Origin of the sequence: Ewingella americana ATCC 33852 (assembly GCF_000735345.1) — a bacterium.
Classification (GTDB): domain Bacteria; phylum Pseudomonadota; class Gammaproteobacteria; order Enterobacterales; family Enterobacteriaceae; genus Ewingella; species Ewingella americana.
This window is the reverse complement of the sequence record NZ_JMPJ01000046.1, coordinates 1-23126: the sequence shown is the minus strand read 5'-3', so window position 1 is coordinate 23126 and position 23126 is coordinate 1. Positions and strand designations below refer to the sequence as shown.

The following is a 23126-nucleotide window of genomic DNA, read 5'->3' as shown; positions in this document are numbered from 1 at the left end:
TGGTTTGACTTGTGCTCGATGCGGCAAACCTCACCCCAGCCCTCTCCTTAAAAAGGAGAGGGAGCCAACCCCAACCCCACTGAAACCGCTCGAAGTAAATGCCAGTAGACCGCGTTCAAAAATGGCACTGAGCAAGAGGTTCGAGACCCAAGGCTCGAATCCCGCAGCGAAGGCACCGCCTAAGCGGTGACATTTTGCGGTGTGAAAAGAAATACCTGAAACACGTCCACCCCAACCCTGCGCAGCCTCGATCCCCCAGCAATAAAAAAACGCAGGATTCCAAAGGGTTTCGTTTAAAACCCTTTGGGCCAGTGTGGGCGGCGAGCCCACGACCTTGACCTTGACCTTAAAGATGCAATTGAAAACCAAAATTGCTAGCAATTGCCCCACCACAATGCATCCGTCCCATTTAGGTGCACCGAATTCTCCCGAAATCACCTCCCTTCCCTGCAATTCTGCCTCCAATGGCCGCAATTGATCTCTGGCACGATGGTTGCTTAATAAATATTGCTAGCAATAAGGCTAGTGACTATTTTTAAATTACTCCACCGTTGAGGATGCTTCGATGAAAAAGTTTGCGTTGCCGCTTTTGCTGACCTGCATGTCCATACAGGCCGCACAGGCCGAAAATATTGTTCGCTGGGCGGTCGCTGCTGACATCCCAACTCTGGATCCCTACGCTTTTGCTTCGACCACCGCGCTGACTTTTCAAAACCACATCTATGAAGGACTGTTGCAGCGCGACAATGACCTGAAATTGCAGCCGACGCTGGCACTGCGGTGGGAATATGTCAATGACACCACCCTGCGTTTCTATTTGCGTCAGGGCGTGAAATTCCAAAACGGTGATGATTTCGATGCGGATGACGTGGTGGCTTCGATTGCACGCGTTACCGATCCGGATTCAGGTATTCGCGCCAACGCTTCGACCATTAAAGACGCCGTGGCGGTGGATAAATACACCGTGGACATTCATCTCAAGCAGAAAAGCGGCATTGCACTGAATGAACTCAGCGGCGTGATGATGATGGATAAGAAGTGGATGACCGAGCACAACGCCCTCAAGCCGACCAGCATGAGTCAGGGCACCGAAGGCTATGCCACCAACAACACTAACGGCACCGGGCCGTTTATGCTGGTCAGCCGCCAGCGTGAAGCGCAGATGGTATTGAAGAAAAACCCGACGTGGTGGAATGCGGCAAACTCGCAGACCAATATCGATGAAATCGTCTTCAAACCTATCACCTCGGACGCCACCCGCTTGTCCGGCATTCTGGCCAATGAGTATGATTTAGTGACCAGCGTGCCGTTGCAGGACATCGACCGGCTGCGCAAGGACGACAAAATTCAGACACTGGTCAGCCCTTCGCTGCGAGTGGATTTCCTCACCTTTAACCTGCGCGACACTCTTAACGCGGGCAACGTCAATGGCAAAAACCCGCTGAAAGACCTGCGCGTGCGTCAGGCGCTGATGATGGCGGTGAACCGCGAGGCGATTGTTAAAAAAATCATGCGCGACATGACCACCGTCGCCAACACCTATCTGGCCCCGGCCATCCCCGGCTATGACGCCAGTCAGGCCATTGACCTCAAATATAACCCGGATAAAGCCAAAGCTTTGCTCACCGAAGCAGGCTACGGCGATGGCTTCAAGCTGGCTTTCGACTGCGTGGAAGGCTCCTACATGAATGCCCCGCAGTGGTGTCAGGCGGTGCAAAGCTACTGGGCGAAGATTGGCGTCAAAGCCACGCTGACCATGCATACCAACAGCGTTTATAACCAAATCACCGACAATGGCAAAACCGATGTCGCGGTGCTGGGCTGGGCGAACCTGCCCATCATGGACGCCTACAGCATCTCCGTGCAGCTGCTGCACACCAATGACAATAGCGGCTTCGGCATGTTCAACGTTCCCCGCTACTCCAATCCGAAAGTCGACAGCCTGATTGAGCAATCGATTCCGGAGCAGGACGACGCCAAGCGCGTGGCGCTGCTGCGTGACGAAATCAACCTGACGCAGGCCGACCTGCCTTATATGCCGATGCACTTTGAGCCCGTGGTCTGGGTGGCAGGTAAGAATCTGGCGGTGAAACAGAGCCCGGATAACGTGGTGCGCCTGTGGTACGCCAAAGTCAGCCCATAAGTTGCAGCGTCTATTGAGCGGGGAAAATCTATGGTGGGTTATCTGATAAGGCGGCTGGTGCAGGTGGCATTTCTGATGCTGGCGGTGGCCTTTATCTCTTTCAGCATGTTCCAGTATTTGGGCGATCCGGTAAACAACATGTTGCCGGAAAGCGCCACGCAGGCAGAGCGCGAAGCCCTGCGCAGCAAGCTGGGGTTGACTGACCCCATGCTGATGCAGTTTTGGCATTTCGTGGTGCGCCTGTGCCACGGCGATTTCGGTATTTCGTATTACAACCAGGTGGACGTGTTCCACCTGATCCTCGAGCGATTGCCCGCCACGCTGGAGCTGGTCGCCGTGGCGGTGGTGATTTCACTGCTGGTTGGCTTCCCGCTTGGGGTTTGGTCAGCCATCAGCAAGAACCGTTTTTTGCTCAGTCTGGTGCAGTTTCTCTCCCTGCTCGGCGTCTCTCTGCCCAGCTTCCTGATGGGGATTTTACTGATCATCGTGTTTTCAGTTTGGCTCGGCTGGTTCCCCTCCAGCGGCCGTGGGGTCACCACGCACCTTGGCTACTGGAGCACCGGGCTGCTCAGCGTCAGCGGTTGGCGTTCAATAGTGCTGCCCGCGCTCTCTCTGGCCATGTTTATGATAACCCTCATCATGCGGCTGGTGCGTTCAGAGATGCTGGAAGTGATGCGCACGGATTACATCAAGTTTGCCAAGGCGCGCGGCGTGAAGACCAGAAGCCTCTATTTCCGCCACGCCTTGCGCAATGCCCTGTTGCCGGTGGTGACCATCGTCGGGTTACAGATTGGCGGGCTGATTGCGTTTGCCATCGTCACCGAGACGGTTTTCCAATGGCCGGGCATGGGGCTGTTGTTCATTCAGGCAATTAACTACGTCGATATCCCAGTGATTTCCGCCTATTTGGTGTTTATCTCGCTGATATTCATTGTCATCAACACCAGCGTCGATCTGCTCTATTACCTGATCGACCCGCGTATGAAGAAATCCTGATAAGAGAGGCACAAATGAGCGAAAACTGGGTTTCTCCGACTCGCTGGCAGCGTTCAAAACAGCATCTGGCGATGTTTTTGGACAGCGAGTTTATCTATCGTTTTTGGCAATCGAAAATCACCGTGGTGGCTTTTGTCTGGGCGGTCATTCTGCTGGTCGCCGGGCTGTTTAGCCACTGGACGGCACCTTACGCCATCTTCGACGCCTCGAGCTTTGACCTGATGGACTCCGAACTGCCTCCGGCGTGGATGAGCGGCGGCGAGTCGCGGTTCCTGTTGGGCAGTGATGTTCAGGGGCGCGATTTACTCTCGCTGATGCTCTACGGCCTGAACATCTCCCTGATTGTCGGTCTAATTAGCGTGACACTGTCACTAGTTCTCGGCACCCTGCTGGGCGTGCTCAGTGGCTATCTCGGCGGTCTGGTAGACACCTTGATTATGCGATTTGCCGACGCCATGCTGAGCATTCCTACCATTATGTTTTCACTCCTGATCAGCGGCGTGGCGCGTGGCTTACTGCCCAAGGACAGTCAGGCGATGATGGCGATGCCAATTATTGTCTTGTCGATCACCCTGACCGGCTGGATGCAGTACGCCCGCACCATCCGCAGCCTGACTATTCTTGAGAAAAACAAAGAGTATGTGCTGGCGTCGAAAATCAGCGGTGGCCGCAACCTGCACATCATGTTCCGCCATATCTTGCCCAATGTCCTCAGCCCGATTTCCGTGCTGGCGACCTTGCATCTCGGGCTGGCGATCCTCACCGAAGCCACGCTCTCCTTTTTGGGCGTCGGCATGCCGCCAGACCAGCCCTCGCTGGGTACTTTGATCAATGAAGGTAACCAATACCTGTTCTCCGGCCAGTGGTGGGTGGTATTGTTCCCGGCGCTGATATTGGTGACATTGTCACTTTCATTCAACATCCTCGGCGACTGGCTGCGCGATGTGCTCAACCCGAAACTGCGTTAGGAGAATGAGATGAATATGCTGACTTCCACCGCCGAGGCTCCACTCAACGCCCCGCCGCTGCTGAGTGTAAATGGCCTCAGTGTCGAGTTTATGCACCGCAAAGGCGCGCTGCGAGCCATCCACGATGTTTCATTCTCACTGGCTCCCGGCGAGATCTTAGGAGTGGTGGGTGAGTCCGGCGCGGGTAAATCGCTCACCGGCTCGGCTATCTCTGGCCTGCTCGAATCACCGGGCCGGATCAGCGGCGGCGAGATCCTGTTTAACGGCCAACGTATTGATAATCTGAGCGAAGGCGAACGCCGCAAGCTGCGCGGGCGCAAGATAAGCTGCATTTTCCAAGACCCGCTGACCAGCCTGAACCCGGTATTAACCATCGGCGAGCAGCTGATTGAAACCATTCGCACCCACCTGCCGCTGACTGCCCAACAGAGCCGCCAGCGGGCGCTGGAGCTGATGGCGCAGGTCGGCATTAGCGGCGCAGAACAGCGTCTGGAGCAGTATCCGCACCAATTTTCCGGCGGCATGCGCCAGCGCATCATCATCGCCCTCGCCCTGTGCGTTGAACCTGAGCTGATCATCGCCGACGAGCCGACGACCGCGCTCGACGTCTCCGTGCAGGCGCAGGTGCTGAGCCTGCTGAAACGCCTGTGTAAGCAGCATCACGCCGCCGTGATGCTCATCACTCACGACATGGGGGTGATTGCCGAAGTTTGTGACCGCGTTGCCGTGATGTATGCCGGGCGGCTGATAGAAATTGGCCCGGTGCAGCAGGTGGTCAGCCAGCCACAGCACCCCTACACCCGTGGGCTGATGGCGTCTATTCCTAGCCTGACCGAGCGCAGCCCGCGTCTAGCGCAGATTGACGGGGCGATGCCGCGACTCAACCAACTGCCCGGCGGCTGTGCTTTCCATCCGCGCTGCGTGAAATGCACTGACCACTGCCGCACGCAGCAGCCGACACTCGACGTCAGCGGATTGTCGCAAGTCGCCTGCCTGAATCTGTGAAGGAGTTGCCGATGAATACCCAAACATTATTGCCTACCGCCCCGCCAACGCTCACTGAAATCCCTGCGGCAGAGGCCCCGGCGGCCCGCCACGCGTTGATGAAGGTGCAAGACCTGCACATTCACTTTGAGGTTGGCGCTTCCAGCCTCTCTGGATTGCTGAAACGCCAGCAAAAGGCGCTGTTACAGGCCGTGCGCGGCATCAGTTTTACGGTTTATCAGGGGGAAACCTTCAGTCTGGTGGGCGAATCTGGCTGTGGAAAATCCACCGTGGCCCGCGCGCTGGCGGGTGTCTATCAGCCGACGTCGGGGCAGATCCACCACGCAGGAAGGCCATTAACGGCGGGCAGTACGGCGTCCGGTCGCGGCATTCAGATGATCTTCCAAGACCCCTACGCCAGCCTCAACCCGCGTTGGCGCATTGAACGCATTATTGCCGAGCCGCTGATGTTACAGAATCGGGTCGGCAATGTGCGTCAGGCCCGGGCGCAGGTGGCTGCGGCACTGTCACAGGTCGGCCTGAGCGAAGCGGATATGTTTAAGTTTCCCCATGAGTTTTCCGGCGGCCAGCGTCAGCGCATTTCTATTGCTCGCGCACTGGTGACCCAGCCCGATTTTCTGATTTGCGACGAACCCACCTCGGCGCTCGACGTCTCGGTGCAGGCTCAGGTGCTGAACCTGATGAGCGATTTACAGGACAACTTGGGGCTGACCTACTTCTTTATCAGCCACAATATGTCGGTGGTGTCGCACTTCTCCGACCGCGTCGGGGTGATGTACCTCGGGCGAATTGTCGAACTGGGGCCGGTGGATGAAATCTTCCGTCATCCCGGCCACCCTTACACCCGGATGCTGATTGACGCGATTCCTAAAATTGGCGGCCAGCACGGCGAGCGCCAGCCGATTTCCGGCGACGTGCCCAGCCCGCTCGCGCCGCCTGTGGGCTGTGCTTTCCACCCACGCTGCCCGCAGGCTACCGACCTTTGCCGCCGCGAAACCCCGCCGGTGAGCGCGTTGTCAGAGCAACACCATATTGAGTGCCACCATCCGACCCTGGTCGCCCGCCCCCATTTGCAGGTGCTGACCCAAAGCCTATAAGGAGAAATCATGAGTTTGTTGATAAGCAATGTGCGTCTCTACACCGCGCCGAAAGAGCGCGTCGACGTGCTGATTGAAGATGGCGTGATCCGCCAGATTGGGCCGAATTTAGCCGCGCCAGCCGCGCAACGGCTAGATGGTAAAAACCAGCTTTTGCTGCCGGGATTTATTGACGGCCATGCCCACATCGATAAAAGCCTGTGGGGGCGCGAGGAGTGGTATGAGAATGATTTGCCGCGCAATCTGGAGGCGATTATCGCCAATGAGCGCAAATTCCGCCGCGAAAATGACTTTAACTCGCAGTTACAGTCGGAACGCATCGTGCGCCACTGCGTCAGTCGCGGCACCTCGTTTATCCGCACCCACATTGATGTCGACAACGAAATCGGCGTCAAACACGTCGAGGGCGTGCTGGAAACCAAAGAGAAGCTGAAGCATCTGGTGGGAATCGAAACCGTGGCCTTCCCACAAAGCGGCATTTTGCAAAGCCCCGGCACCGAGCAGCACCTCGAGCAGGCGCTTAAAATGGGCGCAGACCTGATTGGCGGGCTGGACCCCTGCTCGTATGAAAAAGACCCGATCACCCATCTGAATATTATTTTCCGGCTGGCGGCAGAATATGGCAAAGGCGTAGATATCCACCTGCACGAACGCGGCGAAATGGGCGCGTTTAGCGTCGAGCGTATCATTGCCAAAACCCGCGAGTTTGGGCTGGCGGGCAAGGTGACCATCAGCCACGCCTTCTGTCTCGGCATGGTTGAGCCTGAGCAGCAGAAGATCTTCGCCGAACAGCTGGCCGAGTTGAATATTTCCATTGCAACTACCGCGCCGGTGGACGTCGCAGTGCCGCCTTACCTGCTGTTGCGCGCCGCGGGCGTTGATATCTGCGCCGGCAACGACGGCGTGCGCGACACTTGGAACCCTTATGGCAATGGCGACATGCTCTATCGCGCGATGGCGGTCGGCCTGCGCTATCGCTGGCGCAAAGACAGCGAGATGCTGCACGCGCTGGAATCCATCACCTATGGCGGTGCGAAAGTGATGAAATTGCCAAATTATGGCATAGAGGTGGGATGTCGCGCCGATCTGGTGCTGACCGAGGCCCGCGTGGCGGCCGAGGCCATCGTCACGCTGAACGCCCCACACACGGTGATTAAACACGGCAAGGTAATTGTCGATGCCGGGGAGTGCTTATTCTGATGACGACGCAGCGCGTTACCCGCATTCGGGCGGGCTGGGTGGTGGGTTATGCTCAAGGGGATCACCAGCTGTATGAGCACGGCGAAGTGGTTTATCAGGCCGACAAAGTGTTATTTGTCGGCCACGGCTATTCGGGCGCGGTGGATGAGGAAATCAGCGCGCCCCACGCGCTGGTTGGCCCCGGCTTTGTCGATCTCGATGCCCTTGGCGACCTTGATACCACGGTGCTGGGTTTTGATAATCAGCCCGGCTGGCAAAAAGGCCGCGTGGTGGCGGCAGACTGGCCGCGGCGCGATTTACTCAGCCGCGAACAGCTCAACTTCAACAAGCTTTATGCTTACACTCACCTGCTGCTCAATGGCATCACCAGCGCGCTGCCGATCACTTCGATTTTGTATCGCGAATGGGCTGAAGATCTCGACGAATACCGCCACGCGGCGGACGTTGCCGAGTCATTAGGGATACGCCTGTGGCTCGGCCCGGCCTTTATGTCAGGCCACAACGTGGTGGAGGCCGACGGGCGCATTGGTGCGCGTTTTGATGAAAAGCGCGGCTTACAGGGGCTGGACGATGCCGTGATCTTTGCCGAAGAGATCCGCCGTCGCGGCACGCCGACGCTGAGCGCCGCGCTGGCGCCGGATCGCATTGAAGGCTGCACCGACGGCCTGCTGTGCGCCCTGAGTCAGGCGGTGGCTGAGTTGCAGTGCCCGACTCGCCTGCACTGCTGCCAAAGCGAGCTGGAAGTGAATGAAGTCGCGGCGCGCTTTGGCGGGCGCAGCTCATTGCAGGTATTGCAGGATTTCGGCCTGTTGCATCGCCACATGCTGCTGCCCCACGGCCAGTTTTTGGGCGGCAAGGATCCCAGTGCGCAGAGCATCGAGCAGGATATCACCTTGCTGGCGGCCTCTGGCGCTTCGCTTGTCGCCTGCCCGCTGGTTTCCGGGCGTCATGCTAAATATATGGAGCAATACACCGCGTTGAAGCAGGCCAAGGTGAATATCGCCCTCGGCACTGACACCTTCCCGCCGGACATGGTGACCAATATGCACATGGGCACGGTGTTAAGCCGCGTGGTGACCGGCAATGTCTCCGCCGCCAGCGCCGCCGACTACTATCGCATGGCAACCTTGGGAGGCGCGGAGGCTCTGGGCCGCCCAGACTTAGGTCGACTCTGCGCGGGTTCTCAGGCCGATATTGTCTTTTATGACCTCAGCCAGCCCGCGATGGGCCAAGTGTTCGACCCCATTACTGCAATGGTGATCAACGGCAACGGTCGTGATGTGAAAAACGTGATTATCGCCGGGGAGAAAGTGCTGTGGGATCGCCAACTGGTGAAGCGCCAAGTTGATCTCGACCAGCTGCATCATCAGGCGCACCAGCAGTTTCAGCAATTGATGCAAACCTACCCCGAGCGCAGCTTCCTGCACCCGCCGGTGGCAGAGATATTCCGACCCTCATTCAGCGTCAAGCGAGCTTAACCAAGGAGATGCTGGGGAGTCGCCTCCCCAGCATTGTCAGGCTTTTTGCGAAATCTCAGGCGCTAAAATCCACTCCGCGCTGTCGTTCCAGACATCCATGCGGGTGATTTTTCCGTCGCGGATTTCATAGCGATCGACATAGCGGTTACCGGCAAACGCCCTGCCGTCTGGCCATTCGCCGTACAGCGTGCCGTTAGAATAGACCACGGTGTGGTCCTCTTTTTCCATCCAGTCATATTGCCCGATGGACTTTTTCACCCACGCGTAGCGCGCGCCGTTAAACGCCGTGATGTGGTGAGCGTCTGGCATTACGCGTTTGCCGGTGAAGGTGATCACCACGTCGTCGGCCATATAAGTGGCGGCTTTTACCGGATCCGGAGCCATAGAGGCTTCTAGGAAATTGCTAACAATTTCTACCGCTGGATGAAGCTGTGTCATAGTTTTTTTCCTCTCAGAGAATAGTGCGTTTAGCAAAATGAGTGCTGATGGTGCAAGGCTCGCCCGCTAACAGTGCGAAATCTTAGCCATTTTTGGCAGAAGTGGCGGTTTATCGACTATCTTCCACCTTATGAATAATGGCACCCATATTGCTAGCAATAATTATGCTAATGCTAGCAAGAGGAGAGAAAAAAATGAACCGTCCTTTTCAACCTACCCTGAGAATCGTTAACGCCCGTTTGGCCGATAAGGAAAACGCCACCCTGTGGATTGAAGACGGGAAATTCGTCAGCGCGCCGAGTTCTGCGCAATACCAGACGGTGGATTTACAAGGTGCCATGGTGCTGCCCGGTCTGGTGGAGACGCACATTCATTTGGATAAAGCCTGCATTATGTCGCGCTGCGATTTGCAGCAGGGAACCCTGAGCGAGGCCGTGGAGCAGACCCGGCAGGCCAAGCGCGACTTCACCGAAGAGGATGTTTACCAGCGCGGCGCAAACGTGCTGCATAAGGCGATAGTTCAGGGCACCAGCTATATGCGCACCCATGTGGAGATCGACCCGCAGATTGGACTCACCGGCTTTAACGCGATTCGCCGTTTGCAGACGGATTTCGCCCACGCCATCACCCTAGAGATTTGCGTATTTCCGCAAGAAGGTTTGCTGAATAACCCCGGCACAGAGGCCCTGCTCTGTCGGGCGTTAGAACTGGGGGCCGAGGTGCTGGGAGGCTGCCCTTACACCGACAGCGACCCTGAAGGGCAAATCGAAAGGCTGTTTGAATTGGCGGCCCGCTATGACCGCTGTCTGGATTTCCATCTCGATTTCGACCTGTCGCCGGAGGGTATGACCCTCGAAAAAGTCATTGAATGCACCCGGCGTTTTCAGCGCGCTGGCCGGGTTACCGTCGGCCATGTCACCAAGCTTTCGGCACTTCCGGCTGAGCGCATTGACACCTTGGGAGACGCACTGGCACAGGCTGGCGTACAGGTCACCTCGCTGCCCTCCACCGACTTGTTCCTCACCGGCCGCGAGCATTTTCACCATAAGCCGCGCGGCGTTGCGCCATTAGCGCGTTTAGACGCTTGTGGCGTCACCTGCTCCATTTCCAGCAACAATATTGGTAACCCTTTCACGCCTTATGGCGACGCGTCGCTGGTGCGGCAGGCCAATTTGTTCGCCAATGTCACTCAGCTAGGCACTGCCAGCGAGCTGCTGCGCTGTCTGGCTTGGGTCTCCAGCGAGTCGGCCAAGATATTGCGGCTAGAAAACTATGGCTTAACCCCCGGCTGCCATGCAGATTTCGTGGTGTTTGACGCCCCTTCGCCCTCGGCGGTTATTGCGGAAATTAGCCAGCCCTTAATGGCCTTCAAAGCCGGGAGAAAGACCTTTGAGCGCCCGGCGGCGAGGCTGCTGTTTGCGATGAATTCGTAAGCCATTGCGCATCGTCGAAGCCGTGCGGCACCAGCCCGGCGCTGCTCACCCCGAGCTGGAAGATATCGCCGGACAGCGGGAAACGCCGCAGCTCCTGTTCACTCATGCCAAAGCGGGCGCTGGTGATGTACAGCGTTTTAAGCTCTTCGCCGCCGAAACAGCAGCTGGTCGGGCGTGGCACTGGCAGCTCGACTTTGCGCAGCAGTTGGCCGCTGGCGCTGTAATGTAGCAGGCAGCCGCCGTTGAACTGGCAAACCCACAGATTGCCGTCTACGTCGAGGGCGATACCATCGGGTCTGCCAAGTTCAGCGGGCGTGTGGGCAAACACGCGTGGTTGCAGCGGCTGGCCTTTGGTTAGAGGCCACGGGGCCTGATAAATCGCCTGCGCGACAGAATCAACAAAGTAGATTGTGCCGCCATCGGCCGACCAAGCAATGCCGTTGGGAAGGCCCATGCCGCTGAGCAAAACCCGCTTTTTGCCTTCAGCCCCATAGCTGTGCAAACGCCCAGATTGCGCCGAATGGCGTTCATCCATCAATCCGCTAATAAATTGCCCTTGTGGGCTACAGGCCCCATCGTTGTAGCGATAAGTCTGATTGCTGCTGGCCTCGCCGAGGCGGGTGACCACCTGTCTTGCAGGAAGGGTCAGCAAGGCGACGTGGGCATCTTCAGTGAAAATCAGGTTGCCGGCCTGCGTTAGGGCTAAGGCCCCCACGCGCCCGGCGGAGCGATAGACCTCGGTATGCTGGTTGCCCGGTTTGATGGCGAAAATCGACCCGGCGGTGATGTCGATGTAGTACAGCGTCTGTCGTGCAATGTCCCATACTGGGCTTTCCCCCAGCGTAGCCTGAACCCCTACAAAATGGCTGATTGACGTGGTAACTGCCATTTTTATCGCTCCTTAATCTGCGACCAGCGTTCGGCAAAGTCTTCGGCGTTTTCAACGGCAATGCGCGCTAAATCCAGCGGGTAATCCACGCCCTGATTCTCGACAAAACGGGTGGCGGTGAACTGGCCGTTGCTGGCACGCAGCACGTAGCCACTCTCGCGACATTCCCCCGAAGCCAGATAGAGCACGCCCGGCACCACTGACTCTGGGGTGAGATCGGTGGTCGGCGTTCCCTGCACGCCCCACATCCGCGTTTTGGCCACCGGTGAAATCGCGTTGACCAGAATTCCCGCAGGTTTCCCCTCCAGCGCCAGCGCATTCATAATGCCAATCTGTGCCATTTTGCCCGCCGCGTAGCCTGCCAGCCCGACCTGCGCGTACTCGTCGAACATGGCGCGGTCCGAGGTGGTGAGCACCACGCGCGGACAGGCCGATCTCTTCAGATGTGGCCAGCCGTGCTTGCACAACCACAGCGGGGCATAAACGTTGATACCCAGTGCGCGCTCTAGGAATGCGCTGTCGGTCTGCTCAATGGGCTGATAATCCACCCATCCAGCGTTATGAATAATGATATCAACACCGCCAAACGCCTCGACAGCCATGGCAATCAGCGATTGGCAATCCGCCTCCTGAGAGTATTCCCCCTGATGCGCCCGCGCCTGAAAGCCCTGCTGCTCAAGCGCCTGCGCCGCCTGTTGCACCACGCTGGCATCGCTGCCTTGGCCCGAATTGTCAGCGCCCGCGTCGCCTAGCACCACCCGCGCCCCGCGTTTCGCCAAGGCTTTGGCATAAGCCAGCCCTAGTCCACGCGCCCCGCCGGTAATGACGGCAACTTTGTCGGTAAATTCCATCCTGATGCTCCCTGAGTTAAGTTTTGAAGCCCAAGGCTAGCGAGTTGGCGAACAAAAGTTGAATACCGTTGACTCGCGCCATTGATACGAAATTAATATCATGTCATGAGCTACACTCACCTATCATGTATCTATGCCGCGTCTAATCGAGAATAAAAATGATTGAAACCAGAGTGTTGAAGCAGTTCGTGACCGTGGCTGAGACCCTTAACTTCCACCGCGCTGCCGAGTTGTTGCATATGTCGCAACCGCCGTTGAGCGTGGCCGTGCGGCAATTAGAGGAAAAGCTGGGCGTCACGCTATTAATTCGCGACCGCGGTGGCGTGGCGCTGACCCCGGCGGGAAGCGCTTTTCTGCACAGCGCGCGCGGCCTGCTGCACTCTCTCGACCAGCAAATCAGTCACGTGCGCAAGGTGGCCGAGGGATTGGCGGGCAAGCTGACCATTAGCTCGGTTTCTCTCGCGGGCTATCCGAGGTTGCTCAACGCGCTGAGCCAGTTCAGGCAACGCTATCCGCAGGTTGAGTTGGAGATCAAAGAGATGCCGTCGGCGATGCAAATCCGAGCAGTGCAACAGGGAGAGACCGACTTAGCCTTTATTCGCCAGCCCGCCGTGGAGTTGCGGCACGGCAAGCTGACCCCTTTTCTGACCGAAAAGATTGTCGTTGCCCTGCCTGCCGAGCATCCGCGGGCCGCCCAGCGCGAGATTAATCTCTGTGCTTTAGCCGACCAAGACTTTGTCTTCACCCCGCCGCAGCTCGGCGAAGGCTACTACCAGCAGTTGATCCAGCTGTGTCAAAGTGCCGGTTTCTACCCGCGCATCGTGCAGCAGGCCGCGCAAATCAGCACTTTGATAGCACTGGTTTCCTGCGGATTTGGTCTGGCGCTGGTCCCTGAATCGGTGGCGAATGATTCCGCGAATGCCAAAGTGCGCTTCCTACCACTCAGTGATGCAACGCCGCAGGCCGAAATTGCCCTCTTTATGCTCTTTGCCAATACACAGCCGGTGGCTGCGACGCTGGCGAATTTTCTGGCTTTGCTCGACAAGCCCTGAGCGATATCGAAATTAATTATATTTCTCATGTTTTTCATCAATTTGACTATTATCTAAAAGGATAGATAAAGTTAATTTCGGCTTTGTCCTTTGCTCCATGGCCCAGAGACATTCATGTTGAGAACACTAAAGATGAAGAAAACCCTGATTTTTTCCGCTGTGTTAATGGCTTGTTCGGCGTTCAGCGCGTGGGCGGATAACGCCCCGGCTTACAAAACCTTTCAGGTTGGTAAATTAGAAGTTACGTCGCTTTTAGACAAAAATAATGCCCTGCCTAATGACGGCAAAGTGCTTGGGGTGGACGTCGGCCCGAAAGCCGTGGCAGATGTGTTGAAATCTGCCGGAGCAGAGACAGATAAAATTGAGCTCAGCGTGGATGCGTTGCTGATCAAAGACGGCAAGAAAAACATCTTGATCGACACCGGACTAGGCCCGTCCGTTCAGGGCGCATTAATCCAGAGTTTGGCGAAGGCGGGACATACACCGGAGCAGATCACCGATGTGCTGATCACCCATGTTCATGGCGATCATATTGGCGGCTTGGTGACAGCCGACGGCAAGCAGGCGTTCCCTAACGCGGTGGTGAAAATCTCTGCGCCGGACTGGCAGTGGCTGCAAGGCATGCCGAAAATGGCCGATCTGGTGAAGGTCATTAAACCGCAGGTGAAGACCTTTGCTCCGGGTGACAAGGTGCTGGACGGTATTCAATCCGTTTCGCTGAAAGGCCATACGCCGGGCCACGTGGGCTACCAGATAACCTCGGGCAAGGCGCGGATTTATGATATTGGTGATTCAGCCCACAGCTCGATTGTTTCGCTGGCTAAACCTGAATGGGCGATTAGTTATGACAACGATCGCGCTGAAGGTATCGCCAGCCGCGAGAAGCTGTTAGCGCAACTGGCGGCTGACCATGAGTTGATTTTCGCGCCGCACTTCCCGTTCCCCGGCGTCGGCTACATCGTGGCGAAAGGCGATCATTACGTCTTCCAACCAGCCAAATAAGTGATGATATGGCGCTCTTAGAGCGCCAATTTATAACCAATATGGCTATCGACAAAACCTAACTTGTCATAGAAACGGTGCGCGTCAGGGCGCTGTTTATCGGTTGTCAGCTGCACCCACTTACAGCCTTTGTCTTTACAGGCTTCAATCGCCCACGCAAACATCAACTCACCTATTCCCGCGCTGCGATGGTGGCGGGAAATCCGCACCCCTTCGATTTGCCCGCGCCACGCACCTTTTCGCGCCAAGCCCGGCGTGAAGGTGAGCTGCAGAGTCCCTATCACCTCTTCGCCATTCACCGCCACCACTTGCAGCTGGTTGGGATCGGCGTCGATGGCGTTAAACGCATCGACATACACTTGCGCCGGGGGAACGCTGCTGTCTTCCCGTTGCTGGCCCAAAATGTCGTCGGCCAAAAGTGCAACAATGGCGGGAAGATCCGCAATGGTGGCTTTGCGGAAGGTCACATGAGTCATTCAACATCTCCCTGATTCAATCGTTAGCAGTGGGGGGAAGCGATTACAGGTCGGCCAGAGCCTGACGCAGATTCACATCGCTTGATGAGCTTTCTTCCAGCGCTAACTGCTGCTCCAGCTCATCCAGATGCTCAATCATCACGGCGGCGGCCTGCTCGTTATCGCCAGCTTCCAGCGCGGTGATGATCGCCTGATGCTCGTCAGACTGGCAGGAAGGCACGTCATTGCGCTGGTAGAGCGCGACAATCAGCGAGCTGCGCACCATCAAGTTGTTGAGGATTTCGCTCAGCACTTCGTTGCCACAAATCTCGCCCAGCATCAGGTGGAATTCGCTGAGTTCGCGCACGATAGCGCGGCGGTCGGTGGAGTTGGTGGCTTCGCGCTCGCCTTTTAAATGGCTAGTGATACGGTGACGGTGGCGACGCATCAAATCAGGGGTGATGGTTTCGACAATCGCGCGCTCGATGGCGCGGCGGGCGGTAAACACTTCCCGCGCTTCTTTGGCTGTCGGCTGAGCCACCATGGCACCACGGTTTGGTTCGATAGTGACGATGCGCTGCATCGCCAGACGCTGCAGCGCCACCTGCACGTGGTTACGGTTGGCATTCAGTGCTTCGACAATCTGCGCTTCAATCAGGCGAGCTCCGGGGCGCAAACGGTGTTGAGCAATGGCTTTGGAAAGGACGTCGACAATACGCTGAACTTCCAGCTGTTTTGCGGTAGTGGGTTGATTGCTCATTAAAACCGGATGCCTCGTGTTCTATGACTGACAGTGATCGCATGGTGCGGGTGAAAACCTAATACTAGCCGCAAAAAGGCACGTATTGTCACCTCAGTTTATCATTGCAGCACGGTTTGCCCAGCAGATAATAGTTCTCATCCGTATCCTTTTCAGACTTTTCGTCGCGCCCGTAGCGAGGAGAAGATTCATTGAACAGACACGGGAAAACTATAAATGAAACAAGTCATTTTACGGCACGTGGTTAACTTTTTATTACTGAGCGCTGGGGCTCTTCTGGTGGTCGGGGTTATCTATCTCGACGTGGGCATTTTCAAAAATCAGGTGGGTGAGATTTCCGCCACCGAAATCTTGCAGGAGGTCGCGCTGTTAGGCACATCCGCCCTGTTCTTCCTTCAAGCCAAACGCCACCCCGCGCTGCGCGGCGGCATGGTGCTGATCGGCGGCTTCTTCGGCTGTATGTTTATCCGCGAACTGGACGCGCTGTTTGACCTGATCCACTTAGGTGCCTGGGTCTATTTCGCCAGCCTGCTCGCCGTCTATTGTGTGATTTGGGCCGCCATCACGCCAAAGACCACGGCCCGCGGGCTGTCGGCCTTTCTCGCTCACCCGGCCTGCCACTATATTGTCTGCGGTCTGGTGCTGATTCTGGTGTTCTCACGGCTGTTCGGCATGAATGAAGTGTGGCGAGCCGTGATGCAGGATGAGTATGTCCGCACGGTGAAGAATATCGTCGAGGAAGGGACTGAGTTTATGGGCTACGTGCTGTGTCTCGGCGCGGCTATTGCCTTCTTCCGCCGTCAGGAACCGTTGAAAACCTTATGATTTTTATTAACTCCCTCTCCTTTTTAAGGAGAGGGCTGGGGTGAGGTTTATTGCATTGTGCTCAGGGGTAAAACCTAACAATCACTGAGTCACTGCATCCCGAATTGGTGTTTCACCGCCGCGTAACTCCCACTGTTTACCAATTGAGCTTGGTGCCTGTAAGACGGCGGCGACCACTAATGCCACGTCTTCGCGGGTGACTTCACCGCGCCCGGCGTCTGGGGAGAGTGTCACTAGACCAGTGGCGGGATCGTCAGTCAGCGGGCCGGGGCGGATAATGGTCCAGTCGAGGCCGGTTTTCTTCAGCTCGATATCCGCGTCGCGTTTTGCCTCAATATAGGCTTTCCACACTGGGTCAGTGTCCGGTTTGATTGGGTTATCGACGCCAATCGCTGAGATTTGCACATAGCGGCGAACGCCTGCCAAGTGCGCGGCTTCGGCCAGCAGTACCGAACCGGCGTAGTCCACGGTGCGCTTACGCTCGGCAGAAGAACCTCCGCCCGCGCCTGCCGCGAAGACCACGGCGTCGACATCGGCCCCTTGCAGGCAGGTTGCCAACTGATCGGCGGTGGCGTTTTCAATATCTAACAGCACGGGTTCGGCACCCAACTTCTTCATGGTGGGAACCTGCTCTTCTTTGCGAACGATACCGACGGCACCCAGCCCCTGCGCGACCAGATGCTTGATAAGTAACTGGCCAATTTGACCGTGTGCTCCGACTATTGCGACCTTGGTCATAAATACTCCCTTGGTGGTTTACGTCATGTTTCACATGGAACATTAACTGTAGCACATAGACTTTTCGCTGCGGGTTGACTCCGCGCCGACAGGTTAAAGGTTCATCATTGGGGGAAATGGTAAACCCGGCGGCAAACAGCGGCGGCCGGGCATATTGAGGGAAGATATTGGCAGAAAAGTGTTTAGCGACGGTGTGCCAGCGAGCGCACGATCCGATCGCCGAGGGTTTGGATGATTTGCACTAACAGCACCAGCATCACGATGGTGGCGACCATCACCTGATTGTTAAAGCGCTGGTAGCCGTAGCGAATGGCTAAATCCCCTAGCCCGCCGCCGCCAATCACCCCGGCCATTGAGGAGAAGCCAATCAGCATCACGATAGTCAGCGTCACCCCCGCCAGCAGCGCGGGTAGCGCCTCGGGCAGCAGCACGGTGAAAATCACATAACGCAGCCCGCCACCCATTGCCTGAATGGCTTCAATGCGGCCTTTATCCACTTCATCCAAGGCATTTTCGACAATCCGCGCGAAGAACGGAATGGCGCCGAGGGTGATTGGCACTACCGCCGCCGTACTGCCAAGCGTCGTGCCGACCACCCAGCGAGTCAGTGGGATCAGAGCAATCAGTAGCACCACGAACGGCAGCGAACGACCAATATTGACGATAGTACCCAGCACCGCGCTCAGTTTTGGCGACGGCGTTAAACCCTGACGGCGAGTGATAAACAGCAGCACGCCCAGCGGCAGGCCAACCAGTAGGGTAAAAATGGTCGCCAGCGCCACCATATACAGCGTTTCTCCGGTGGCGTTGAGCACCAGATCGTAAAGGTCATCCCACGCCATACTGTTTCTTACACCCATTCGGCTTTCACTCCACGTTGGTTGAGGAACAGCATCACTTCACTCAAATCTACCCCGCCGGTTGGCGGCTGGAAGCCGACGCGCAAACGTCCGACTCTCTGCCCGGCAATCGACTCCACGCCGCCGCCAAACAGGGTCACGCCGACGCCGTGCTGCTGGGCCAGCGAACTGAGCACCGGCGAAGCCAGCAAGGTGTCATAGAAGGTGAGTTCGGCGACCGGCAACAGCGGATTTGGCACGGCTTCGGGCAGCCCGCAGTCCGGCATCAGCGCCTTGCCCAGCAAAGATTGCGGGTCAGCCAGCAGCTGGGAAATAGCGCCAGACTCCAGCACTTTTCCTCCTGAGAGCAGCGCGGCGTGGTCGCAGATGGACTTCACCACGTTCAGCTCGTGGGTGATCAACACAATAGTCAGCCCGAGCTGCTTGTTAATGCTGCGCAGCAGCGCGAGGATGGAGTCGGTGGTTTCCGGGTCCAATGCGCTGGTCGCTTCATCGGAGAGCAAATAATTTGGTCTAGCCGCCAAGGCGCGGGCGATGCCCACGCGCTGCTTCTGCCCGCCGGAGAGCTGTGACGGGAAAGCCTGCGCTTTGTCACTCAGCCCGACTAAATCGAGCAATTCCGCCACGCGCTTTTTGCGCTCGGCGCGCCCCACGCCGGCGATTTGCAGCGGTACCGCCACGTTGTCGCTGACATTGCGGGCGTGAAGTAGATTAAAGTTCTGGAAAATCATGCCGATACGCTGGCGCTGGAGGCGCAGCTCGGCGTCGTTCAGAGTGGTCAGGTCATGGCCATCAACAAGAATACGGCCCGAATCGGGCCGCTCTAGTAAATTCAGGCAACGGATCAGGGTGCTTTTCCCCGCGCCGCTGCGGCCAATAATGCCGAACACTGCCCCGTCGTTGATGGTCAGGGAGACGTCCTGTAGCGCGGCGGCGCCCTGTCCGGCGTACTGTTTGGTCAGATGTTCGGCGACTATCATGATTTATCGCCTGCCGCCGCCACTGGGATCACTGAACCGTTATACTTATCAGCAATAAACTTCGCCACCTGTGGTGATTCGAGGTCTTTCGCCAACTGCTTGATACGCGGGTCAGAAGCCAGCTTCTCGGTGGTCACCAGAATGTTGGCGTAAGGGTTGCCTTGGGCTTTTTCCAGACCCAGCGCGTCTTTCGCCGGGCTCAGTCCCGCCTCAAGGGCGTAGTTGCCGTTGATCACCGCCAGATCGACATCATCCAAAGAGCGCGGGATTTGCGGCGACTCAATTTCCAAAATTTTCAGGTGTTTCGGGTTATCCGCGATGTCTTTTGGCGTGGCCTGATCTTTCGCCGGATCGTTAAAGCCCGGCTTCAGGGTGATTAAGCCCTGGTCGCGCAGTAAATAGAGCGCGCGGCTGAGGTTAGTCACGTTATTTGGCACCGCGACCTTGGCGTTGTCCGGCACATCTTTGAAGCTCTTGTATTTGCTGGAGTAAACGCCCAGCGGCTCAATGTGTACCGTGGCCGCCACGGCAAACTTCACCCCCAGCGCCTGCTCTTGCGAATGCAAATACGGCACGTGCTGGAAGTAATTGGCATCCACATCGCCGTGGGCCAGCAGTTCGTTGGAATTCACCCCATTGGTGATCTCAATGATTTTCAGATCCAAGCTCGGATCGATTTTTTTCACATACGCCAGAATTTCAGCGTGCGGAATGGGGTCCGCCGCCACGCGCAGGGGTTCAGCGGCATAGGCAGAAACTGACGCGACCAATAGAGCTGCCGCAGAAATACGTGTGACCAGAGTTTTGAGCATGGTGTGACCCTTATTGTTATTGATGGTGTGTAGAAAATGTCGATCCGTTGGTAAGCAAATCAGGCAGTAGCTGCCAGAATGTCAGCATAAAAGCGCTGGGCCACGTCAGGGTGCGAACGCAGACGCCCCTTGAGGTAGTTGAAACCGACGTCGCGGAACAGCGGATTGAGCGGATCGCTGGCCGGGCCGCGCGCATCCTTGGCTAACTCAGCCGGGAGCGGGAACAGCGGCACCACGGCGTCGAGCTGTGCGCCAAGGAAGAAGGCCAATGACAGGCGATCTTGACCCGACGGCGGAGAAACCACGCGGTGAACCGTGGCGCGCAGATAGCCATTGGTCGCCAGCTCCAGCAGTTCGCCGATATTCACAACCAGCGTGTCCTCAATCGGTAAAGCATCCACCCACTGGCCCTCTTCCACTTCTACCTGAAGTCCGCGCTGGTGGTCTTGCAGCAGGAAACTGAGGAAGCCGGAGTCTTTGTGCGCGCCGACGCCCTGTCCGCTCTGGCCTTCGGTGTGGCCCGGATAGCGGATCAGTTTGATATGTTCGTTTGGTTTCTCGCCATACAGCGGATCGAAAGTTTTTTCCGGCAGGTGCAGCGCCAGCGCGAAAGCACGCAACAGGCGCAGCGACATCTGGGTCATCTCTTTTTGCCAGCGAAGCAGCAGCGGGCGCAGCTCCGGCAAGGATTCCGGCCACTGGTTCGGTCCCTGCAATCTGGCCCAGCCCGGCGTTTTGGCATCAATGCTCAGCGCGGGGCGCTCAGCCCCCAAGTCAAACTGTTCACGCCAGTCAGGCTGGCCGCGAGTGATTTCCGACGCTGCGCGGTTATAGCCGCGAAAATGCGGAGAGTTAATCATGCCGACCGCCAGCTTTTGCTCTTCCGGCAGGGCAAAGAAGTCGCGCGAAGCCTGTTGCACGTCGCTTAATAACTGTTTATCAATGCCGTGGCCTTTTAAATAAAAGAAGCCAATGTCGCGCGCCGCGTGGCGCAACTGGGCGAGGAATTTTTCACGAGATTCCCCAGATTGGTCGAATTGGGAAAAATCAATTAATGGAATAGTGCTCATCATTTTCTCCGATATAGCGGGTTGTAATAACGCTAACACCGGCGATGTTGCTGGCTCTAATATTTAAAAGCTCTAAGTTATGACCTGAATTTATTGCACAATAAAACGCCATTAATCCAGCGAAGCTGAATGGTTAGAGTATTGAATTAACTGGTTATTTTGTTTTCAATAATATGAAGAATTGAGCCAAAGCCAAGCGTTGGGAGAGGTTTTGCATTTAATTGCTAAAGGGAAATTGCCCCGCGCCTATTTAAGACGAGGGGCTTGGAGATTTTATAACTCAATAATTAATCGATATTATTTCTTATCGCCCAAATAACGGTAAACCACGCTGAGATCTTGCTCACCATATCCGGCGTCCACCGCGCTTTGCCATGTTTGGTTAATGCTGTTCATCAGCGGTAATTGCAATTTCTCACCGGCTTTCAGCGCCAGATTAATATCTTTTAATGCCCAAGTCAGATGCATTTGCGGGGTGTAATCGCCGCTTTTGAACATGTCCATTTTGACTTTGATATAACCGGGTGCCAGCGGGCCGCCTTCCAGCACGTTCCACAGGTCATCAGTGGTGAAACCAAACTCGTCGGCCAGCTGCGCGCTCTCGGCGATGCCTTGCATCATGGATATCAGCCAAGCATTGACCACCAGTTTCATTTTGGAGGCGCGCCCTGCTTCACCCAGCCATTTCACCCCTTTGGAGATTGCCGCAAATACCGGCTCAATCGCCGGGCCTGCTTCGCGGTCGCCGCTGGCAAGTACCACGATCTGCGCGTTTTCCGCCGGAGTTTTGGTGCCAGAGACTGGCGCGTCGAAGAACACCGCGTCGGGACGCTGCTGTTTGATCAACGCCATCAGAGCTTCGTTCGCTTCGACGCCAATGGTACCCATTTGGGCAATAATGCCGCCCTGCTTCAAGCCCGCCAGCAGACCGTCATCTCCAGAAAATACTGACTGGGTGGTTGGGCCATCGGCTAGCATGGCGATCACCACATCCACACCCTCGACGGTTTCGCGCACGGTTTTGCCCTGCTTAGCCCCGGCCTTCACCAGCGCTTCGCCGCGCGAAGCGGTACGGTTCCAAACGTGAGTTTCAAAGCCATTTTTCAGCAGGTTAGCAGCAAAGGCGTGGCCCATCGCGCCCAGACCCAGTACGGCTACAGAGGGTTTCTGACTCATCATTCTTTCTCCTGATAATGTGAAACAAGATCACGCTGGTGGTGATCGCAATGAAAAAAATGCTAGCACTGACCTGAAGCTTAAAGCTCACAGGTTCTGTAACGGAATGCGTCAAATAACGTCTTAGGCGAGGATATCCACTGCCCGGCGAGACAATCTTGGCAACAAAAAAGGGTCCCAGCGCTGGGCGTTCTATCGTAACATGCCCGGTTGTGACGTTATGATTTACATTGGATTATCAACGTAGTCTATAAATCGCATGATATCTATGCACAGACTGCTCAGGAGAGAACGTGGTAGGAAATAAAAGCAAAGTGGTGTTAATCGGCATGATTTCAGCCGTGTTTATTATCATGGTCGTGATGCTCGGCACGGTATACCTGTACCCGATGTGGATGCAGCGCACCACGCCAGAAGCCTGTAAAGACATCACTCCGCAGAACGCCATTGACACCGTTACCCGTGATTTTATGCAAAACCGTATCCCGAACTGGGGCAACGATAAAGACTATATCGGCACCGCCGTCCCTGTCCTGTCGTTTGTCAGCGATAACGTGAAGGATGAGAAAGGCACTTACCGGGTTCCCTTCACGGCGAAAGGCGCGAGCGGCGAGCTCAAGTATGTGGGGCATTTTAACTGCACAAATCATTACATTAAGTACGAGAGCGTAGATTGAGTTTGGGCTTGCAGCCCAATCCCGCAAATTCAAATTCAAATTCAAAACCGTGGGCGTCGGCCCACACCGACCAGGGGGCGGCTTATCGCCACCGCCCCCTGGACTCCCAGGCTCTTTCACTGCGTGCTTCGCTCGTTGGGCGGACGTGTTTCAGGGGCTTCCGTTATCCACCGCAAAATGTCGCCGCTTAGGCGGTGCCTTCGCTTCAGGCTTCGAGCCTT

General features: G+C 56.5%; 24 protein-coding genes. 12 read left to right on the top strand and 12 right to left on the bottom strand.

Annotated elements, in window-relative coordinates; genetic code table 11:
- Positions 1-30: 30 nt before the first annotated feature.
- Entirely contained in the window at positions 31-438 is a 408-nt protein-coding gene (locus GEAM_RS08250) for a hypothetical protein (RefSeq protein WP_034790411.1), read from the bottom strand.
- Between the two features lie 127 nt (positions 439-565).
- Here GEAM_RS08250 and GEAM_RS08245 point away from each other — a divergent pair, with 127 nt between their 5' ends.
- The 7 genes from GEAM_RS08245 to GEAM_RS08215 are packed head-to-tail and all read left to right on the top strand — an operon-like array spanning position 566 to position 8887.
- The gene (locus GEAM_RS08245) at positions 566-2143 is read left to right on the top strand and encodes an ABC transporter substrate-binding protein (protein ID WP_034790407.1); all 1578 of its coding nucleotides are present in this window, start codon (positions 566-568) and stop codon (positions 2141-2143) included.
- 30 nt (positions 2144-2173) lie between these two features.
- Complete coding sequence (locus GEAM_RS08240) at positions 2174-3139, top strand: ABC transporter permease (protein WP_034790406.1); 966 nt, start codon at positions 2174-2176, stop codon at positions 3137-3139.
- Positions 3140-3153: 14 nt separating this feature from the next.
- A complete protein-coding gene (locus GEAM_RS08235; protein ID WP_034790405.1) occupies positions 3154-4107 on the top strand; it encodes an ABC transporter permease in 954 nt (317 codons plus the stop codon).
- 9 nt (positions 4108-4116) lie between these two features.
- Positions 4117-5112, top strand: a complete 996-nt coding sequence (locus tag GEAM_RS08230) for an ABC transporter ATP-binding protein (RefSeq protein WP_244956608.1) — start codon at positions 4117-4119, stop codon at positions 5110-5112.
- Between the two features lie 11 nt (positions 5113-5123).
- Positions 5124-6209, top strand: coding sequence for an ABC transporter ATP-binding protein (locus GEAM_RS08225; protein WP_084674082.1), 1086 nt, complete (start codon positions 5124-5126; stop codon positions 6207-6209).
- 9 nt (positions 6210-6218) lie between these two features.
- On the top strand, positions 6219-7409 hold the full coding sequence (locus GEAM_RS08220) for an amidohydrolase family protein (protein ID WP_172468459.1): 1191 nt from the start codon (positions 6219-6221) through the stop codon (positions 7407-7409).
- A complete protein-coding gene (locus tag GEAM_RS08215; RefSeq protein ID WP_034790402.1) occupies positions 7409-8887 on the top strand; it encodes a chlorohydrolase family protein in 1479 nt (492 codons plus the stop codon). Before GEAM_RS08220 ends, GEAM_RS08215 begins: the two co-directional genes overlap by 1 nt.
- Positions 8888-8923: 36 nt before the next feature.
- Here the strand turns inward: GEAM_RS08215 and GEAM_RS08210 are convergent, their stop codons facing one another.
- A complete protein-coding gene (locus tag GEAM_RS08210) occupies positions 8924-9325 on the bottom strand; it encodes a nuclear transport factor 2 family protein (RefSeq protein WP_034790401.1) in 402 nt (133 codons plus the stop codon).
- A gap of 194 nt (positions 9326-9519) precedes the next feature.
- Between GEAM_RS08210 and GEAM_RS08205 the strand changes: the two genes are divergently transcribed.
- Positions 9520-10758: an amidohydrolase family protein gene (locus GEAM_RS08205; protein ID WP_034790399.1), complete on the top strand. Its 1239-nt coding sequence runs from the start codon at positions 9520-9522 to the stop codon at positions 10756-10758.
- Here the strand turns inward: GEAM_RS08205 and GEAM_RS08200 are convergent.
- Both GEAM_RS08200 and GEAM_RS08195 read right to left on the bottom strand, forming a co-directional pair.
- The gene (locus GEAM_RS08200) at positions 10694-11647 is read right to left on the bottom strand and encodes an SMP-30/gluconolactonase/LRE family protein (protein ID WP_072009879.1); all 954 of its coding nucleotides are present in this window, start codon (positions 11645-11647) and stop codon (positions 10694-10696) included. The two genes, GEAM_RS08205 and GEAM_RS08200, sit on opposite strands and share 65 nt — an antisense overlap.
- A gap of 2 nt (positions 11648-11649) precedes the next feature.
- Positions 11650-12498 carry an SDR family NAD(P)-dependent oxidoreductase gene (locus tag GEAM_RS08195; protein ID WP_034790397.1) on the bottom strand — a complete coding sequence of 283 codons (849 nt, stop codon included), beginning with the start codon at positions 12496-12498 and terminating at the stop codon, positions 11650-11652.
- 158 nt (positions 12499-12656) lie between these two features.
- On the opposite strand from GEAM_RS08195, the gene GEAM_RS08190 reads away from it, so the two are divergent.
- The gene (locus GEAM_RS08190) at positions 12657-13550 is read left to right on the top strand and encodes a LysR family transcriptional regulator (protein WP_034790395.1); all 894 of its coding nucleotides are present in this window, start codon (positions 12657-12659) and stop codon (positions 13548-13550) included.
- 114 nt (positions 13551-13664) lie between these two features.
- Positions 13665-14552 carry an MBL fold metallo-hydrolase gene (locus GEAM_RS08185; protein ID WP_244956607.1) on the top strand — a complete coding sequence of 296 codons (888 nt, stop codon included), beginning with the start codon at positions 13665-13667 and terminating at the stop codon, positions 14550-14552.
- A 17-nt stretch (positions 14553-14569) separates the two neighbouring features.
- Here GEAM_RS08185 and GEAM_RS08180 read toward each other — a convergent pair whose 3' ends face one another.
- Together GEAM_RS08180 and GEAM_RS08175 are read right to left on the bottom strand one after the other, a co-directional pair.
- On the bottom strand, positions 14570-15028 hold the full coding sequence (locus GEAM_RS08180; protein WP_034790391.1) for a GNAT family N-acetyltransferase: 459 nt from the start codon (positions 15026-15028) through the stop codon (positions 14570-14572).
- Positions 15029-15071: 43 nt separating this feature from the next.
- Positions 15072-15767, bottom strand: coding sequence for a GntR family transcriptional regulator (locus tag GEAM_RS08175; RefSeq protein ID WP_034790388.1), 696 nt, complete (start codon positions 15765-15767; stop codon positions 15072-15074).
- Between the two features lie 216 nt (positions 15768-15983).
- Here GEAM_RS08175 and GEAM_RS08170 point away from each other — a divergent pair, with 216 nt between their 5' ends.
- Positions 15984-16592 carry a hypothetical protein gene (locus GEAM_RS08170; RefSeq protein ID WP_034790382.1) on the top strand — a complete coding sequence of 203 codons (609 nt, stop codon included), beginning with the start codon at positions 15984-15986 and terminating at the stop codon, positions 16590-16592.
- 81 nt (positions 16593-16673) lie between these two features.
- Here GEAM_RS08170 and GEAM_RS08165 read toward each other — a convergent pair whose 3' ends face one another.
- The 6 genes from GEAM_RS08165 to GEAM_RS08140 form a co-directional block, all read right to left on the bottom strand.
- Entirely contained in the window at positions 16674-17330 is a 657-nt protein-coding gene (locus GEAM_RS08165; RefSeq protein WP_034790380.1) for an SDR family oxidoreductase, read from the bottom strand.
- Positions 17331-17512: 182 nt separating this feature from the next.
- On the bottom strand, positions 17513-18190 hold the full coding sequence (locus GEAM_RS08160; RefSeq protein ID WP_229333865.1) for a methionine ABC transporter permease: 678 nt from the start codon (positions 18188-18190) through the stop codon (positions 17513-17515).
- Complete coding sequence (locus tag GEAM_RS08155; protein ID WP_034790378.1) at positions 18181-19170, bottom strand: methionine ABC transporter ATP-binding protein; 990 nt, start codon at positions 19168-19170, stop codon at positions 18181-18183. The genes GEAM_RS08160 and GEAM_RS08155 overlap by 10 nt, the downstream gene beginning before the upstream one ends.
- Entirely contained in the window at positions 19167-19982 is an 816-nt protein-coding gene (locus tag GEAM_RS08150) for a MetQ/NlpA family ABC transporter substrate-binding protein (protein ID WP_034790375.1), read from the bottom strand. Before GEAM_RS08150 ends, GEAM_RS08155 begins: the two co-directional genes overlap by 4 nt.
- A gap of 59 nt (positions 19983-20041) precedes the next feature.
- The gene (locus GEAM_RS08145; protein WP_034790373.1) at positions 20042-21055 is read right to left on the bottom strand and encodes an isopenicillin N synthase family dioxygenase; all 1014 of its coding nucleotides are present in this window, start codon (positions 21053-21055) and stop codon (positions 20042-20044) included.
- 294 nt (positions 21056-21349) lie between these two features.
- Positions 21350-22228, bottom strand: coding sequence for an NAD(P)-dependent oxidoreductase (locus GEAM_RS08140; protein WP_172468506.1), 879 nt, complete (start codon positions 22226-22228; stop codon positions 21350-21352).
- Positions 22229-22521: 293 nt separating this feature from the next.
- Between GEAM_RS08140 and GEAM_RS08135 the strand changes: the two genes are divergently transcribed.
- Positions 22522-22905: a protein YebF gene (locus tag GEAM_RS08135; RefSeq protein WP_244956606.1), complete on the top strand. Its 384-nt coding sequence runs from the start codon at positions 22522-22524 to the stop codon at positions 22903-22905.
- The last annotated feature ends 221 nt before the right edge of the window (positions 22906-23126 follow it).